15 protein-coding genes are annotated in these 17,290 nt (G+C 37.5%); 9 read left to right on the forward strand and 6 right to left on the reverse strand.

Features of this window, described 5'->3' with window-relative positions; translation table 11 throughout:
- Positions 1–166 precede the first annotated feature (166 nt).
- The 4 genes from EV200_RS04335 (at position 167) to EV200_RS04350 (ending at position 6,655) form a co-directional block, all read left to right on the forward strand.
- The gene (locus tag EV200_RS04335) at positions 167–3,079 is read left to right on the forward strand and encodes a SusC/RagA family TonB-linked outer membrane protein (RefSeq protein WP_132529597.1); all 2,913 of its coding nucleotides are present in this window, start codon (positions 167–169) and stop codon (positions 3,077–3,079) included.
- 11 nt (positions 3,080–3,090) lie between these two features.
- Positions 3,091–4,515, forward strand: coding sequence for a RagB/SusD family nutrient uptake outer membrane protein (locus tag EV200_RS04340; protein WP_132529599.1), 1,425 nt, complete (start codon positions 3,091–3,093; stop codon positions 4,513–4,515).
- 99 nt (positions 4,516–4,614) lie between these two features.
- Positions 4,615–6,057 carry a glycoside hydrolase family 30 protein gene (locus tag EV200_RS04345; protein WP_132529601.1) on the forward strand — a complete coding sequence of 481 codons (1,443 nt, stop codon included), beginning with the start codon at positions 4,615–4,617 and terminating at the stop codon, positions 6,055–6,057.
- A gap of 139 nt (positions 6,058–6,196) precedes the next feature.
- Complete coding sequence (locus tag EV200_RS04350) at positions 6,197–6,655, forward strand: hypothetical protein (RefSeq protein WP_132529603.1); 459 nt, start codon at positions 6,197–6,199, stop codon at positions 6,653–6,655.
- A gap of 25 nt (positions 6,656–6,680) precedes the next feature.
- On the opposite strand, the gene EV200_RS04355 is transcribed toward EV200_RS04350, so the two are convergent.
- Both EV200_RS04355 and panB read right to left on the reverse strand, forming a co-directional pair.
- Positions 6,681–7,367 (reverse strand): RluA family pseudouridine synthase, encoded by a 687-nt coding sequence (locus EV200_RS04355; protein WP_132529605.1) that lies wholly within the window; start codon positions 7,365–7,367, stop codon positions 6,681–6,683.
- Positions 7,368–7,434: 67 nt separating this feature from the next.
- Positions 7,435–8,250 (reverse strand): 3-methyl-2-oxobutanoate hydroxymethyltransferase, encoded by an 816-nt coding sequence (gene panB, locus EV200_RS04360; RefSeq protein WP_088299346.1) that lies wholly within the window; start codon positions 8,248–8,250, stop codon positions 7,435–7,437.
- 312 nt (positions 8,251–8,562) lie between these two features.
- Here panB and carA point away from each other — a divergent pair, with 312 nt between their 5' ends.
- The 5 genes from carA to EV200_RS04385 all read left to right on the forward strand — a co-directional run bounded on the left by carA (position 8,563) and on the right by EV200_RS04385 (position 13,632).
- A complete protein-coding gene (carA, locus tag EV200_RS04365; RefSeq protein WP_132529607.1) occupies positions 8,563–9,675 on the forward strand; it encodes a glutamine-hydrolyzing carbamoyl-phosphate synthase small subunit in 1,113 nt (370 codons plus the stop codon).
- A gap of 194 nt (positions 9,676–9,869) precedes the next feature.
- Complete coding sequence (locus tag EV200_RS04370; RefSeq protein ID WP_132529609.1) at positions 9,870–10,634, forward strand: ABC transporter ATP-binding protein; 765 nt, start codon at positions 9,870–9,872, stop codon at positions 10,632–10,634.
- A 73-nt stretch (positions 10,635–10,707) separates the two neighbouring features.
- The gene (locus EV200_RS04375) at positions 10,708–11,832 is read left to right on the forward strand and encodes an ABC transporter permease (RefSeq protein ID WP_165877853.1); all 1,125 of its coding nucleotides are present in this window, start codon (positions 10,708–10,710) and stop codon (positions 11,830–11,832) included.
- A gap of 111 nt (positions 11,833–11,943) precedes the next feature.
- Positions 11,944–12,900 carry a Fic family protein gene (locus EV200_RS04380; protein WP_132529611.1) on the forward strand — a complete coding sequence of 319 codons (957 nt, stop codon included), beginning with the start codon at positions 11,944–11,946 and terminating at the stop codon, positions 12,898–12,900.
- A 45-nt stretch (positions 12,901–12,945) separates the two neighbouring features.
- Positions 12,946–13,632 (forward strand): XAC2610-related protein, encoded by a 687-nt coding sequence (locus tag EV200_RS04385; RefSeq protein ID WP_132529613.1) that lies wholly within the window; start codon positions 12,946–12,948, stop codon positions 13,630–13,632.
- Positions 13,633–13,637: 5 nt separating this feature from the next.
- On the opposite strand, the gene EV200_RS04390 is transcribed toward EV200_RS04385, so the two are convergent.
- The 4 genes from EV200_RS04390 to kbl form a co-directional block, all read right to left on the reverse strand.
- The gene (locus EV200_RS04390; protein ID WP_029286838.1) at positions 13,638–14,213 is read right to left on the reverse strand and encodes a TetR/AcrR family transcriptional regulator; all 576 of its coding nucleotides are present in this window, start codon (positions 14,211–14,213) and stop codon (positions 13,638–13,640) included.
- Entirely contained in the window at positions 14,213–14,623 is a 411-nt protein-coding gene (locus EV200_RS04395; protein ID WP_132529615.1) for a Rieske (2Fe-2S) protein, read from the reverse strand. Before EV200_RS04395 ends, EV200_RS04390 begins: the two co-directional genes overlap by 1 nt.
- The gene (gene pheS / locus EV200_RS04400; RefSeq protein ID WP_132529617.1) at positions 14,623–15,663 is read right to left on the reverse strand and encodes a phenylalanine--tRNA ligase subunit alpha; all 1,041 of its coding nucleotides are present in this window, start codon (positions 15,661–15,663) and stop codon (positions 14,623–14,625) included. Before pheS ends, EV200_RS04395 begins: the two co-directional genes overlap by 1 nt.
- A 342-nt stretch (positions 15,664–16,005) precedes the next feature.
- On the reverse strand, positions 16,006–17,193 hold the full coding sequence (gene kbl / locus EV200_RS04405; RefSeq protein ID WP_132529619.1) for a glycine C-acetyltransferase: 1,188 nt from the start codon (positions 17,191–17,193) through the stop codon (positions 16,006–16,008).
- Between the last annotated feature and the right edge of the window lie 97 nt (positions 17,194–17,290).

Raw genomic sequence — 17,290 nt, forward strand, 5'->3', positions numbered from 1 at the left:
AATCAGGCTAAAGCGTATCAAGATAACTGCGGTACTAAAGCGTATCATAAATTTTATAAAATACTATAAATCAGTTATTTACACTAAAATTAACTTTCAGAAAACTTGTTTTTAACATGAATTGCATAGTAACTTTACCTCATATAATATTAACAAAGCAAAAATTATGAGAAAAAAATTTACATTGCTTATGGTATTTCTTCTTGGCGCTATCTCATGGAGTATGGCACAAAACATTACCGTAACCGGCCAGGTAAAAGATCAGAAAGGTCTGCCTTTACCTGGTGTTTCTGTTAAAGTGAAAGGCTCAAACCAAGGAGCATCAACGGCAGACAACGGAACTTTTACCATTTCTACACCACAGAATTCAATACTTGAATTTTCTTTTATTGGATTTAAAGCGATAGAAGAGTCCGTAAATAATCGTACCAGTATCAACGTCACCCTATCTGATGACAATCAGCAGCTAAATGAAGTGATTGTAATTGGTTATGGTACCACCACTAAAAAAGACCTGACTACATCGGTGGTTTCAGTTTCATCGAAAGATTTAGAAAATCAGCCGATCACTAACCCGCTACAGGCTATCCAGGGTAGAGCAGCAGGTGTTCAGGTAAGTTCTCAATCTGGTAAACCAGGCGCAGGAATTTCAATCAGCATCCGCGGTAATACATCAATCACCGCATCTAATAGTCCGCTTTATGTGATTGATGGAGTTACGTCAAGAGATGCCAGCTTTTTAAATGCCAATGATATTGAATCGATGACGATTTTGAAAGATGCATCTGCAGCAGCTATTTATGGTTCAAGTGGTGCGAATGGAGTGGTTTTAATTACCACTAAAAAGGGATCAGCAGGCAAATTGAAAGTAGCTTTCAACGCCTTCTCAGGTTTTTCAAACTTCTGGCAAAAACAAGATGTATTGAACAATGAGCAATATATTGGTTTAATGAAGGAACTAGGTTACACCACTTTCGGTGGAAATAACAATACTGACTGGCAAAAAGAGATTTTTGGCACCGGAACACAAAACCAATATCAGGCATCCATCTCGGGTGGTGTAAAAGGCGGTCAGTATTATTTTTCTACAGGTTACCAGCAAGATAAAGGCGTTGTTGCACCAGCGAAACTGGATCGTATCACGGCAAACTTCAACGGTTCTCAAAACATTACATCATGGTTAAAGTTAACTGGAAATGCTGTTTTAACATCAAGCAATTCCATCGATGTTGGAGATAACAGCAGTGTTTCTCGTGGAGGTGTTATTTTAGGTGCATTAACGACCCCTCCTACCATCGGTATTTTTGAGCCAAATGGTCAGTATACTACTATTCCGAATGCCGGTGGCTGGGATAATCCTTTAGCTTTAGCTTTCGGATCAAACAATAAAACACGTAATTTCAGATTCATTGGGGCATTTGGTGCTCAGGTTAATTTCACCAAAGATCTGTTCTTCAAATCAACAATCAGTACCAATTCGAATAGAAAATTTTACCAGTATCATACTGATAATTTCCTTACCACTTATGGCCGTCAGGAAAGAGGTGTTTACAGAGACAACACCACTAATGATCATGTTTGGTTAAATGAAAACATTTTGAATTACACTAAAAATGTTGGAAAAAATGCATTCACTGCCACAGGTGGTTATACCATTCAATCTTCAGATTACCAATATAAAAACAACGAATTAACCCGTTTTTATGATGTATCTGGTAATCCAACTGCTCCATCAGTTGCCTTAACAGTGCCTCAAAGAGCACAGTGGAGCAAACAATCTTATTTGGCTAGGATCACTTATGCTTATGATAGTAAATATCTGTTCAGCTCAAACTTCAGGGCTGATGGCTCATCTAGATTTGCGAAAGAAAATCGTTTCGGTTACTTCCCATCATTTTCAGCAGGTTGGAGAATTTCTGGAGAGAACTTCATGAAAGACAGTAAAACCATCAATGACCTAAAACTTCGTGGTAGCTGGGGTAAAGTGGGTAATGATGAAGGTATTGGAGATTACGCCTACTTAAAACTTTACAACGTGAATGCCCAGGGAGAATATAATCTTCAAAACCCTGCAAACGATAACCTTTCCTGGGAAAAAACCACACAAACCAATATTGGTTTAGATTTAACCATGTTCAATAGCCGCATTACCTTCACGGCTGATGCTTATCTAAAAAAGACAAATGATCTTTTAATTAACGTGCAGTTGCCTCCATCATCAGGTTTTGTAAGTCAGGCCTATAACATTGGTGCAATGGAAAACAAAGGCTTGGAGTTTGTTTTGTCAACCAAAAACTTTGATCGTGAGCAATTCAAATGGACTACGGATTTAAACTTTTCCATTAACCGGAACAAAGTAACCGATTTAGGTGCCACTACACAATCATTAAACTTTGCCGGCATTTACGAACGTGATGATGCCGTTCGTGTAGTAGCAGGCAAGCCATTGGGAAGTTTCTACGGCTATGTATTTACTGGTGTAAACCCTGCTAACGGAGCGGCGCAATATGCAGATACTAATGGCAATGGCGTTACAGGCTCGGCAGATCCGGGCGATAGAACGTTCATTGGTTCAGCACAACCGAAATTTACCTATGGCATCACCAATAATTTCACTTATGGAAACTGGGGATTAAATTTCTTCTTCCAGGGTGTTCAGGGTAATGAATTATTTAATGCATCAAGAATTGATATCGAAGGGATGTTTGATTCTAAAAATCAATCAACAGCCGTATTAAACAGATGGACTACTCCAGGTCAAATCACCAATATTCCAAAAGCATTAAGAAGTAGCTCAGAAAACTCCCTTACTTCCAGCCGTTTTGTAGAAGATGCCTCTTACCTGCGCTTGAAAACCACTACGCTTTCTTACAGCTTCGGCCAATCTGTATTGGAAAAACTAAAGATGAGCAAGCTAACCATTTTTGCTACAGGGTATAACCTGTTAACCTTTACGAAATATTCAGGTTTAGATCCAGAGGTTAACGTAAATGATGCAAATGGCCCTTCGATGGGAGTTGATTATGGCACTTATCCACAATCAAGAAGTTTATTGTTTGGTATTAATGTTGGATTTTAAAGATTAAGAAAATGAAATTAAAAATATATTCATTAGTGGCAACCGCTGCATTAGCGATTACTTTGCAAAGCGGATGCAAAAAAGATTTCCTTGAAAAACAGCCTTTCAATCAAGTTACAGCAGATGTAGCCTTTACAACTGCTGCAGCAGCAGAGAAATTAATGGCTGGCGTTTATGGTGGTATGTACAACGACTATCACATTTGGGATTATATGGTTAACGGTGATGTTACGGCAGATAATGCCTATGCAGGTGGCGATAACCCTGCCAATATCCAGATAGATCTCTTCACGACCAATTCTACAAATGGAAATGTTGGCCGTGATTGGACCGGACTTTATTCCAATATCAAAAATGCAAATGAGGTTTTAGAAAACGTTCCGAATATTCAGGATCCTGCATTGGATGCCAGTGGCCGGAGAAATCAGATTTTAGGAGAAGCTTCAACGCTTAGGGCTTACTTTTATTTCCACCTGGTGAGGTTATATGGTGGTGTTCCTTTGGTTTTAACATCGCCCACCTCTTTAGAAGAAATGCAAAAATCTCGTTCATCTGTGGATGAGGTTTATGCTCAAATTATTAAAGACTTAGAGTATGCTTTACCTAACGTTCGTGCTACTGCGCCTAATAAAGGCATCATTACCAAAGGGATTGTTAATGCGCTATTGGCGAAAGTTTACGCATCAAAACCCACCCCAGACTGGAGTAAAGTACAACAATACGCTGATGCCACTATAAATGGCGGTTATAACCTGATGGGATCTTTTGATCAGTTATTTGATGGCGCACATAAAAATAACAGTGAATCTATCTGGGAAATGCAGTATGATGGATGGGGCGGCCCGAATGGTCGTGGAAACTGGATGACAGGCGTAATTGTAGGCACAGGCTGGAAACGCTTTTGCACACCGACAAATGACTTGATTGCTGCATTTGACACAGAAGGTGATATGATTCGTAAAAACTCCAGTGTAAGCTTTAAAAACGTGAGCACTGAAGGATGGTCTGATGACTATTGGACAAAATCTAATTATCCGTTCATTAACAAATACCGCAATGATGATTTAGCGAATTCATATATTCTTCGTCTTGCCGATATTAAGTTACTTAAGGCAGAAGCGCTAAACGAATTAAGTGCCTCAGGTTGGTCGGCAGCTGCCCCTGTAGTGAATGAAATCCGTCGTCGGGTAAACTTGGCAGCCACTCCTGCAAATGATCAGCCATCAATGCGCCTGGCCATTGAAAAAGAACGCCGTTTAGAACTGGCTTTTGAAGGTCATCGTTGGTTTGATTTATTAAGAACCAACAGAGCAATTGCTGTAATGAATGCTCAGAAAAACGGCAATGGTGCAAACCTAAATTATAATGTTACTGCTTCGAAATTATTGTTTCCTATTCCGCAGGCAGAGCTAGACCGAAATCCGAGTATCAGATAATTTTTAACACACCAAATAAACCTTAAGGTTCGGGGGGAAAAACATTCCAATCCCGAACCTTTTAAAACAAAGATTTCGATTTTAAAATTTTATCTCCCTATGAAATTCATTTATAATATTTGTTTAGTTACCAGTCTGCTATTATCTGCCTGCGCCAGCAGAAATGTAAAATCAGGCAATGAAGCAAATCAAAAAGTTACTCCTAACTCTGCTAAAAATGAAGTGGGCTTCTGGTTAACCAAAGGTGATCAATCTCAATTGCTTCAAAAACAAAATGTCACGCTAAACTTCTCCGATGGAACGAATTCAAATCCAACTATTGAAGTTGATCCGGATACTAAGTTTCAAACCATTGATGGTTTTGGATACACTTTAACAGGTGGAAGTGCAACTCTAATTAATGCCTTGCCTGCAACGGAAAAAGAAAATTTACTGAATGAGCTTTTCTCGGCTACCGATCGTGCTATCCGTATTAACTACCTCAGGATAAGTATTGGAGCTTCAGATTTAAGTGCTACTCCCTTTACTTATAATGATTTGGCAGAAGGCGAAACCGATGAGTCTCTGGCTAAATTTTCAATTGCCAAAGAGCAGGCAGATTTGATTCCAATCTTAAAGAAAATTGTATCCATTAATCCTTCTATCAAGATTTTGGGCTCGCCGTGGACTGCTCCTACCTGGATGAAAACGAATAAAAGTTTTATCGGAGGAAGTTTGAAACCAGAATACTATCAAACCTACGCCAAATACCTGGCAAAATACATCCAGGCCATGAAGGCGGAGGGAATTGTAATTGATGCCATTACCCCTCAGAATGAGCCTTTACACCCTGGAAATAATCCAAGTATGTATATGGCAGCAGTTGATCAGGCAAATTTTATTAAAACAGCTTTAGGCCCTGTATTCAAAAATAGCGGCATTAAAACGAAAATCATTATCTACGATCATAATGCAGATAAACCTGAATATCCAATCACTATTTTGAATGATGCTGAGGCGAAAAAATATGTGGATGGTTCTGCCTTTCACTTATATGCCGGTCCAATTACAGCTTTATCGAAAGTTCATGATGCACATCCTGATAAAAATGTTTATTTCACCGAACAGTGGGTTGGCGGACCCAGTAATTTTTCAGAAGATTTGAAATGGCATGTATCTACCTTAATTATTGGCGCTACCCGAAATTGGAGCAGAAACGTATTGGAATGGAATCTGGCTGCAGATCCAAATTATAATCCTCATACCGATAAAGGTGGATGTACTTCATGCCTGGGCGCAATTACCATTGCACCCGCAATAAGCAGAAATGTGGCCTATTATGTAATTGGCCATGCATCGAAGTTTGTTCCGGCCGGATCAGTAAGAATTGCATCCAATGTGACCAATAATTTACAAAATGTCGCTTTTAAAACTCCAGATGGCAAAAATGTACTAATTGTTTGCAATAACAATAGCACCACGACCGACTTCAATATTAAATATAAAGGAAAAATAATGACCAGCAGCTTAGATCAAGGTGCTGTTGCTACTTATGTTTGGTAAAAATTTAGTTTAATTGTCAGGATGGCCTCGCAAATGCGGGGCTTTTCCTTTTGAGGAGAATTTAAAATACCTAAAAATTAAAACCTGCGCTAATTTTCTGGCAAGGGCTTTGAGGTTAAGACTAATCAAAATCTAAACCATGAGAAACATCATCCCAATACTTGCCATTTTTACATCGGCTATGATGGCCTGCCAAAGCAACAACACCAAAACTACATCCACAGATTCAAAGGTTGCCGAGACCGATACAAATTTAAAACAATGTTTTCAATACATTAACAAAAAAGATACGGCTTCTTTAAATTTAGTGACCAACAAAGGTACAGTGAATGGAGTATTGAGTTATAACCTTTTTGAAAAGGATAAAAATAATGGCAGCGTAGCAGGTATCGTTAAAGGTGATACCATTATTGCTGATTACACTTTCCAGTCAGAAGGCACTACATCAACCCGGCAAGTGGTCTGGTTAAAGAAAAATGATCAATTAATTGAAGGATTTGGAGATGTAGAAGAAGTAAAAGGGAAAATGAAATTCAAGAATACATCCAGTCTTCGTTTTGATCAATCGATAGTTTTTAAACGTTTTATTTGCAATTAATTTCAAAAATTGATAAAGTAAGGTGTTAAATATTTTCAAATCTTTCCCAAAAGCCGTCTATAGGTAATTTGGCGAAAATATTAACAGGTTCTTTCTTTACCGGATGCAGAAACTGGAGTCTGCGGGCATGGAGGCAAATACTTCCTTTTCTGCTTCCACGCGGATAGCCATATTTATTATCCCCTACAATTGGGCAACCCATAGAAGAAAGCTGAACCCTAATCTGATGCGATCGACCGGTAAGCGGATCAACCTCAATGAGATAATAATCTCCCACTTTTGATAGTAAACGATAAGATAATTCCGCACGTTGAGAGCCCTGAACTTCAGACTTATAATAGGTTACTACATTTTTCTGAGGATTTTTGATCAACCAATGAATCAATGTTCCTGATTCATTTTCTGGCTTGTTTTTAGTGACCGCCCAATAGGTCTTTTTTACTTCACGATTTTTAAAGGCAGCATTCATCCGCTCTAAGGCTTTGCTTGTTTTCGCAAATAAAATCACGCCACTTACCGGACGATCCAAACGATGTACCACACCTAAAAATGCACCATTTGGTTTATTATATTTCTGGGCGATGTATTTTTTTACCTGTTCATCTAACGGTTCATCACCTGTTTCATCAACCTGTACAATATCTCCCGCTCTTTTATTAATAGCGATTAAATGATTGTCTTCAAAAAGAATGTCTTTATCGGTGATTGGCATAGGGTGGTTTGTTGGGTAGATGGTTAGTTGACTTTAGACTAAAGACTCAGGACTAAATACTCTAAAATTAATATTGTTCTTTTTCGCTTGGAAAGTCATTGCTTTTAACATCCCGAATGTAAGATTGTGCAGCACCTAAAATATCATCGTAAAGGTTAATATACTGGCGTAAAAACCTTGGTTTAAACCCTTTTGTTAATCCGATCATATCATTAACCACTAAAACCTGTCCATCGCAACCATTTCCCGCACCAATACCAATGGTTGGGATATGTAAACTCTCCGTTACTTCTCTACCTAATGCAGCCGGAATTTTCTCTAAAACAATGGCAAAACATCCAGCAGCCTGCAAGGCTAAAACATCAGTCTTTAATTTATTAGCCTCCTCCTCTTCTTTAGCACGAACAGTATAGGTACCAAATTTGTAAATAGATTGAGGTGTTAAACCCAGGTGACCCATTACTGGTATACCTGCTGTAATAATGCGCTGAACCGATTCTATGATTTCTTCGCCGCCTTCTAGCTTTACACCATGTGCGCCAGATTCTTTCATAATTCTGATGGCAGAGTTTAAGGCTTCTTTTGAATTTCCCTGGTAAGAACCAAAAGGAAGATCAACCACCACAAATGCACGTTTTACCGCCCTGATAACAGATGCAGCATGATAAATCATTTGATCTAAAGTTATCGGCAAAGTTGTTTCATGACCAGCCATTACATTTGAAGCTGAATCGCCAACCAATAAAACATCCAATCCGGCATCATCTAAAATGGTAGCCATTGAATAATCATAAGCCGTAAGCATGGATATTTTTTCACCACGTTGTTTCATTTCCTGCAAAATGTGTGTGGTTATTCTCTTAATTTCTTTATGTACCGACATGGGTTTTATTTTGATGTCCCAAAAGTATTGTTTTTTTTTAATTAAGCTGAAAGGTAAAAGGCCAAAGCTATCTCAGACAAAAATCATTTTTAATTCAAATCAAATCTCACTGCTTTCGCTTTAGTCTTTCTGCTTTTACCTCAAAGCTTATTTCACTTTTTTCTTTACAATTCAATTCTTAAACCCTATCTTTGTACCCCGAAATGGAAGGGATATATTCATCTTTTTTTGCACCCCGCAAAAACAGCTTAAGTGCTGAGATAAACCCTTTTTTCAAGTCTTTTTCAACTCAAAATCCATATTGTAATTACCATGACTAACTACACCAAGTTACCTGCGATTTTATTACTGGCCGATGGCACTATTTTTCACGGCAAAGCGGCTGGAAAAATTGGAACCACTACTGGCGAAATTTGTTTTAATACCGGGATGACGGGTTACCAGGAAATCTTTACCGATCCAAGTTATTTTGGACAAATCATGGTTACGACCAACTCGCACATAGGTAATTATGGAATCCAGAAAGAAGAAATTGAATCTGATTCAATTAAAATTGCAGGCTTAGTTTGTAAAAACTACAATATTGTTTACAGCCGTAAACAGGCAACTGAATCTATTCAGGATTACTTTCAGAATGATAACCTGGTTGCCATTTCAGATATTGATACCCGTGCCTTAGTGCGTCACATTAGAGATAAAGGTGCCATGAATGCCATCATTTCTTCAGAAATTACGGATATTGATGAATTGAAACAAAAACTTTCTGAAGTTCCTTCAATGGAAGGTTTAGAGTTATCATCAAAAGTAAGTACAACTGAACCTTACTTTTATGGAAACCCAGATGCAAGTTTAAAAGTTGCAGCATTAGATTTAGGAATAAAGAAAAACATTCTGCGCAGTTTCGAAAACAGAGATATTTATGTAAAGGTTTTCCCAGCAAAAACAAAGTTTGCTGAAATGGAGGAGTTCAGTCCGGATGGTTATTTCATCTCTAACGGCCCTGGCGATCCATCTGTAATGCCTTATGCCGTAGAAACCATTAAAGAAATCATGGAAGAAGACAAACCTCTGTTTGGCATTTGTTTAGGGCACCAGTTATTGGCAGAAGCAAACGGCATCGGCACCATGAAAATGTTTAACGGACACCGTGGCCTTAATCATCCGGTAAAAAATATTATTAAAAACCACTGTGAGGTTACTTCACAAAATCATGGTTTTGGAGTTGTTCCGGATGAGGTTAGAAATTCTGACAAAGTTGAAATTACCCATATTAACCTGAACGACAAATCTATCGAAGGTATTCGTGTGAAGGGCAAAAAAGCCTTTTCAGTTCAGTATCACCCAGAGTCTTCTCCAGGTCCTCATGATTCTCGTTATTTATTTGATGATTTCGTGAATGTAATGAAGGGCGAATTGGTTTGGTAATTTGAACTGAAAGATAAAAGCATAAAGCAAATCGTTTAAAAATCTGCGAATTTGAGGCCAATCTAAGCCACAGATTCGCAGATTTGTTTTATAATAGCATCTTCAAACCAGCAGCATTATCATTTAATCAACATTTTCCCTTTTTTCTGATTAAATTCACTTTCAATTCATTTAAAGCTCCCTATCTTCAACACATGGAAACAAACAAAGCCATTATCAGTGTTAAAAATCTGGTTAAAAAGTATGATGATTTCATTGCCGTTCAAGATTTAAGTTTTGAGGTTTATGAAAATGAAATTTTTGGTTTACTGGGTCCTAACGGTGCCGGAAAAACTACTACGCTTGAAATTATTGAAACACTTAGAGATAAGACTTCAGGAGAAATTATTGTTGATGGCTTTTCAGTTGATAAACATCCAAATGCAATTAAGCAGATTATAGGCGTACAATTGCAGGCAGCTGGCTATTATCCTAACTTAAATCTGATCGAACTGATTGAGCTTTTTGCAGGATTGTATGGCGCTAAAATCAAGCCAATGGAAATGTTGGAAAAGGTTAATCTTCAGGATAAAGCAAAAGCAAAATACAAAGCACTTTCTGGCGGACAAAAACAGCGTTTCTCTATTGCTACTACCCTTATTAATCAGCCAAAAATTATTTTTCTAGATGAACCTACAACTGGTTTAGATCCACAGGCAAGAAGAAATTTATGGGATTTAATTATTGAAATTAGAAATGCCGGTACCACTGTAGTGATTACAACGCATTATATGGATGAAGCCGAGCAACTTTGTGATCGTGTTGCTTTTGTAGAGCGGGGAAAAATCATTGCCGTAGATACTCCAGATAACCTCATTGATCAATTGATCAATAGCGGTTTTGAGCGTAAAAAAGAAGTAAAAAAGGCAAACTTGGAAGACGTATTTATTAACCTGACGGGTAAAGAATGGAGGGAGTAAGCCTCAACTTATTATAGAGAAGCTCAAAAACTAACGCATTAACATCAATTCTAAAAATTTCAGCAAAATATTTATGCAAAAAGACATTAACAATGGAACGGATCAAGTTCCTGTTAGAAGTTCGGGGACTTATAGCAATACTACGGCAACACTAGCCTTGGCTAAAGCAAGTTTCCGGTCTATCATGCGGAGCCCATCTGCAGTTGTATTTACCCTTGCCTTCCCCCTTATATTTATTTTAGTATTTGGCTTTTTAGGTAGTGGCGGTACACGTATAGATGTTGGAATTACGCCAGAATCAGACATCAATAACCCAGTTATTGGTATGCTTCAAAAAACAGGCATGATTCGATTGGTTAAAGATAAATCGAAAGATGAGTTTGACAAATTACTTGAAAAAGGCAATGTGGATGCCATGATTGATGTACACAGAAAAGTAAACACCGCAGCCTATTCGGTAAATGTAATTTACACTTCAGCTTCAAGAGATAAAGGCGGAATTTTAAAATCAGTTTTAAATAACTTATTTTATGATAAAACTTTAAAACCAACCATTGCTGAGATCAAAGAAAGCAGTGTAAAAGGAAGGGAATATAAAACTATTGACTTTATTTTACCTGGTCAGCTGGGTTTTTCATTGTTAAGTACCGGCGTTTTCGGAACGGCCTTTGTTTTCCTGAGTTTACGCCAAACGCTAGTGATTAAACGTTTTTTCGCCACCCCTGTAAAAAGATCGAGTATTGTAATTGGTGAAGGAATAGCCAGAATAGGTTTTGCTTTAATTGGCGCTTTGTTTATTATTCTTATCGGACACTTTTTCTTCGGTTTTACACTCGTTCACGGTGTCGTCACGGTGGCGAACATGTTATTGCTCGCCATTATGGGAATCATCGTTTTCATGGGCTTTGGTTTCATTATTTCTGGCATTGCAAAAAGCGAGAGTATGGTACCTCCTATTTCCAACATTGTAACCTTACCGCAATTTTTATTATCGGGCACTTTCTTTTCTATAGAAGCTTTCCCAACATGGCTACAACCCATCAGCAGAGCTTTACCTTTAACCTATTTAAATGATGCCATGCGCAAAGTAGCTTTTGAAGGAATGGGCCTGTGGGATGTAAAGTTTCAGATCATGATTTTGCTCATTTGGGGAATTGTAATTTATGCCATCGCCGTGAAGGTTTTTAAATGGGAATAATTATTCATGTAATATGATAAAAGGCTGAACTTATAGTTCGGCCTTTTTATTTAAATTATTAATATCGGTTTAAATATTTTTATATCCAATCCGATATTTATATATTTGTTGATGTGGAAATTTGATTTACAAGATTTAGAAGAATTACAGCCCATGATTAATCGGCTGAATGATAAAAAAGCTAAGCTTGATTCATCAAGGCCATTACCAAATAGTGCACTTCAGCGGATTAAAACCGATTTAAGCTTAGAGTGGACCTACAATTCAAATAGTATAGAAGGCAATACCCTTAATTTGCAAGAAACCCAAATGGTCCTTCAGGAAGGAATCACCATCAAAGGAAAATCGCTAAGAGAGCATTTCGAGGTATTTAATCATGAAAAAGCTATTGATTATCTATACACACTGGTAAAAGAAAGCTATCAGTTGCGGGGTATTGATATATTATCGCTTCATGGTTTAGTGTTAAGAAGCATTGAAGATGATTTTGCAGGCCGGATTAGAAATGGAGGTGTTCGTATAGTTGGCGCTAACTTTACACCACCAAATGCAAATAAGGTCTCAGATTTACTTGATGAGCTCATTGATTTTGTCAATAATAATCCCTTGGGTTTAAATGAGATCGTTTTAACCACTATTTTTCACCATAAACTGGTCTGGATCCACCCATTTTTTGATGGTAATGGAAGAACCGTTCGGTTGGCTATGAATTTGCTATTAATGAGAAGAGGCTTTCCACCTGCTATTATATTAAAAACAGATCGCAAGAAATATTATGAAGCGCTAAATCAAGCCAATAAAGGAAGTTATTATAAGCTATGCCTATTGATGTTACAAGCCCTTGAGCGTTCACTAAATATGTATATTAATGCTCTTCCAGGTAATAGTTATGGCGATTACGAACCTATCGCCAGTATTGTTGCCGAGCCAGATATTCCTTATGGCCAAGAATATGTAAGTTTATTGGCGAGGCAAGGTAAAATTGATGCCCATAAAGAAGGAAAAGACTGGCTCACCACTAAAAAGGCCGTAAAAGAATACATCATCAATAGAAAAAGAATACGTTAACCTTTTTTAACTCTTTGCTTAAAATGAATCAGGTACTTTTGCATAATGAAAAATCTGCTGATCATCTGTGTGTTCTTATTTATCTCACTAAGAACAACGGCACAATTCAAATTTTTATCTAATAATACTTCTAACGAGTATAATGCTAAGATATTTGTTGCTGATTGCAGTGATGGACGCTGTGAAGGCAAGGGCACGATTATTCTTTATGATAAATTATCAGAAGAAGAAATCCAGACATTTCATTCTACAGACCTGGATTTCTCTTTAACGGCCAAACAAGATGCCCGTATTGGCTGGCTTGATCTTGGAAAATATCAAAGTCCGCTAATCTTTGGTGATTTTAATTTCGATGGCTTAGAAGATCTTGCGATTAGAAATGGCAACAATGGTGCATATGGTAGTCCCTCTTATGATGTTTATATCTCTGGCAAGAACAGAACATTTATGCTTGATAAAAATTTAACTCAGCTGGCCAGTGAGAATTTAGGAATGTTTGCGGTAGACCGTAAGCAAAAACAAATTACTACCGAGCAAAAAAGCGGATGCTGCTTTCATCAAACAACAAGCTATATGTTTGATAGTAAAAAAGGTCTAGTGGAAGTATCATCAATAATTGAAGATTCCAGTATTGGAGATGAAGTTACAGTGATTACTCAAAAAATTATTGGTGGTAAAAAGCAAAAAACCGTTCAAAAGTTTAAGGCAAAAGATTACTACGCAGAACAATAAAGTGCTTACAATGCTGCTTTAACCAAAAACGGCAAGATTTCTTTCTGAAAGCTTACAAAATTCTTCCTTACATCAGCATCACTTACTGAAGTAAATGCAAACGAAAATACAATACTTTTACTTGCCTTAAGTAAAAACGCTAAACCTTCTCTCCTGGCTGGATTATTTTTGAAATTATCCAATTCCAGATAAGCGGCAAGCAATAATGCTTCTAACTGATCAGACAAATGCTTTAAAAATTCTTGTGAATTGGCATTTTCACGTACAAAATCCCAACCAATAAACTCATTACAAGCGGTGAAAGAGAGCCGGCTGGTTTTCATCACCAAAGCCTTTAAATGTTCTTCTTCTGAAGCGTAACTTACTTTGTTGTTAATGATTTCATAAAGATTCTGATCTAAATAATCCATCAGAATGCTATCTAAAACCTGCTCCTTACTTTCGAAATATTTATATATAGTGGCTTTTGCTATCCGTGCTTTTTTGGCAATTTCGTTAACACTGGTTTTGTGGTATCCGTACTTTCTAAAAAGTTCCTTGGCAGCTTTCTTTACCGTTTCCTTTATCTTTTCAGCTTCCATTAATTAGTTACATTTAGTAAGACATTCCCTTGAAGGGAAATATTGTAAATTTTCAGTGTTTTCTCTGCCGGTGCTTTCTGTGGCGTTCCGTCAAGCAAAGAAAACTTTGCGCCAGAACATGGATCAGTAGCCGTTAAGCCACTATCATCAGGAACGATTGCACATTTTTTCTCAGGGTTAACTGTGCTGCAGCGATCAAAGGCTACAAAACTTCCTAAAGGTGTTTTAACAATAATTAATCCTGCAACACCTTGGTTAGACACCAACAGCACATTATTTTTAGCTTGCAAACTAAATTGTGTAAGTGTTACATTGTAATTAACAACTACTTCGGGCACATAGTTTTCCTCTTTCCCGCAGCCGGAGAACAAAATTAAAACAACAAGTAAACCATATAAGTGACGCGTCATTAAATTAAGGCTGATTTAAACTGTTTTAAGAAACGGGCGTCATTTTCTGAAAACAGACGTAAATCTTTAATCTCATATTTTAAGTTAGCGATGCGTTCGATCCCCATACCAAAGGCAAAACCACTGTATTTCTTTGCATCTATACCACAGTTTTCTAAAACATTTGGATCTACCATTCCGCAGCCTAAAATTTCTACCCAACCGCTGTACTTACACAGCTGGCAGCCAGCTCCTTTACAAATGGTACACGAGATATCCATCTCTGCAGATGGTTCTGTGAAGGGAAAATAAGATGGACGGAAACGCACTTTCGTACCTTCGCCATATAGTTCCTGCACAAAATAAAATAAGGTTTGCTTTAAATCTGCAAATGATACATTTTCATCAACGTATAAACCTTCTATCTGATGAAAAAAGCAGTGTGCCCTTGCAGAAATAGCCTCATTGCGGTATACCCTGCCCGGCATAATAGCCCTGAAAGGTGGTTGCCCCTGCTCCATCATGCGCACCTGTACAGATGAAGTGTGTGTCCGCAAGGCAATATCTCCTTTCTCTCCACCTTTTTTAATGAAGAAAGTATCTTGCATATCTCTTGCAGGATGCTCCTCTGGAAAGTTTAATGCAGAGAAGTTATGCCAGTCATCCTCAATTTCTGGTCCTTCAGCAACAGTAAAACCTAGCTTAGCAAAAATCTCTACTATTTCCCGGCGTACGAGTGCCAGAGGATGGCGAGAACCGATTTCAAAACCTTCTCCAGGTAGTGTTAAATCCTGTTCATTCACAGCCGCTTGCGATTCACTGCTTTCAGTAACTTCCTTTAACGTGTTGTATTTTGATTCGGCAAGTTGCTTAAATTCATTCAGAACCTTACCTAATGATTTCTTTTCTTCAATAGAAACAGATTTAAATGCGTCAAAAATTTCTTTTATAACGCCCTTACTTCCTAAGTATTTTATACGAAACTGCTCTAATTCATCTGCTTTTTCTGTTACAAAAGCATTAATTTCCTGGCTGTATTGTGTAATCTTATCCTGCAACATGGGTTCAAATATACGTCAAAATATCTTAACAATTTCAACATACAGAGTTCAAAAAATCTGTTTACAATATCAGCACAAAAGAAAATGAACTCAAAACAACAAAAGCCACATGGTGTGGCTTTCTAAAATATTATAGAGATAAGGCAGTTTAAATTTCCATCTATCGATTGGTGTCTCACGAACCGAAAAAATGGTGTATATAAATTCAATAGTATTAACCAGATAAACTTAAGCTGGTTGGTGAGACACCAACCAGTAGGTGCAAGAATTTCTCTCTTTCAGAAGATTTTCGCACACAGAGATGCTAAAAGAGGTTAACAATTATTAAACTCGGTTTATAACCTAAATAACACCTAAATCTTTTCCAACCTTTGTGAATGCAACAATAGCTTTATCCAGGTGATGTTGTTCATGCGCTGCCGAAAGCTGAACGCGGATTCTGGCTTTGCCTTGCGGAACAACGGGATAGAAAAATCCGATCACATAAATGCCTTCTTCCAGCATTTTTGCTGCAAAATTTTGTGCAATCTTTGCATCATATAACATCACTGGTACAATCGGGTGAAAACCAGGTTTAATATCAAAACCTGCTTCAGTCATTTTTTCGCGGAAATATTTCGTATTACTTTCCAGTTTATCTCTAAGTGAAGTGGTTTCTCTTAACATGTCTAAAACGGCGATAGATGCTCCGGCAATTGCAGGTGCAAGTGTATTAGAGAACAAATATGGACGGGATCTTTGACGCAACATATCAATAATTTCTTTTTTACCTGAAGTAAATCCTCCTGATGCACCGCCTAAAGCCTTACCTAAAGTCCCTGTAATGATATCAATGCGATCCATTACATTAAAATGCTCATGTGTACCACGTCCGGTTTTACCGATAAAACCAGAACAATGTGATTCATCGATCATAATTAATGCTTCATATCGATCTGCCAGGTCAGCTATTTGATCTAAAGGTGCAACAGATCCATCCATCGAAAACGCACCATCGGTAACTATAATTCTATGGCGACAATCTTTAGCAGCAATCAGCTGTTTTTCTAAATCCTCCATATCTGCATTTTTATACCGGAAACGTTGTGCTTTACATAAACGAACGCCATCAATAATTGATGCATGGTTTAGTTCATCAGATATAATGGCATCTTCAGCATTAAATAAGGGCTCGAAAACACCTCCATTAGCATCAAATGCCGCTGCATATAAAATGGTATCTTCAGTACCTAAAAATTCGGATATTTTTGCTTCGAGTTCTTTGTGTACTTCTTGGGTACCACAAATAAACCGCACAGATGACATACCATAACCATGATTATCAATTGCCTTTTTAGCGGCCTCAATTACTTTTGGATGAGAGGAAAGGCCTAAATAATTATTTGCACAAAAGTTGATGACCTCTGCGCCGCCACTCACTTTAATATCTGCACCCTGAGGCGTGATAATAATACGTTCGCGTTTAAATAATCCAGCGTTTTCAATTTCTTCAAGTTCTTTTTGAAGAACAGGTTGTAAGGTTTTGTACATGACTTTTTTATAATTAATTATGCTTTCAAAGTTATAAAAAAATTGCGCTCCACTTATATTCCAATCTGAAATGCCATTTTATTTAAATGAGAACTGA

It is taken from the genome of Pedobacter psychrotolerans (assembly GCF_004340665.1).
Lineage (GTDB): Bacteria > Bacteroidota > Bacteroidia > Sphingobacteriales > Sphingobacteriaceae > Pedobacter > Pedobacter psychrotolerans.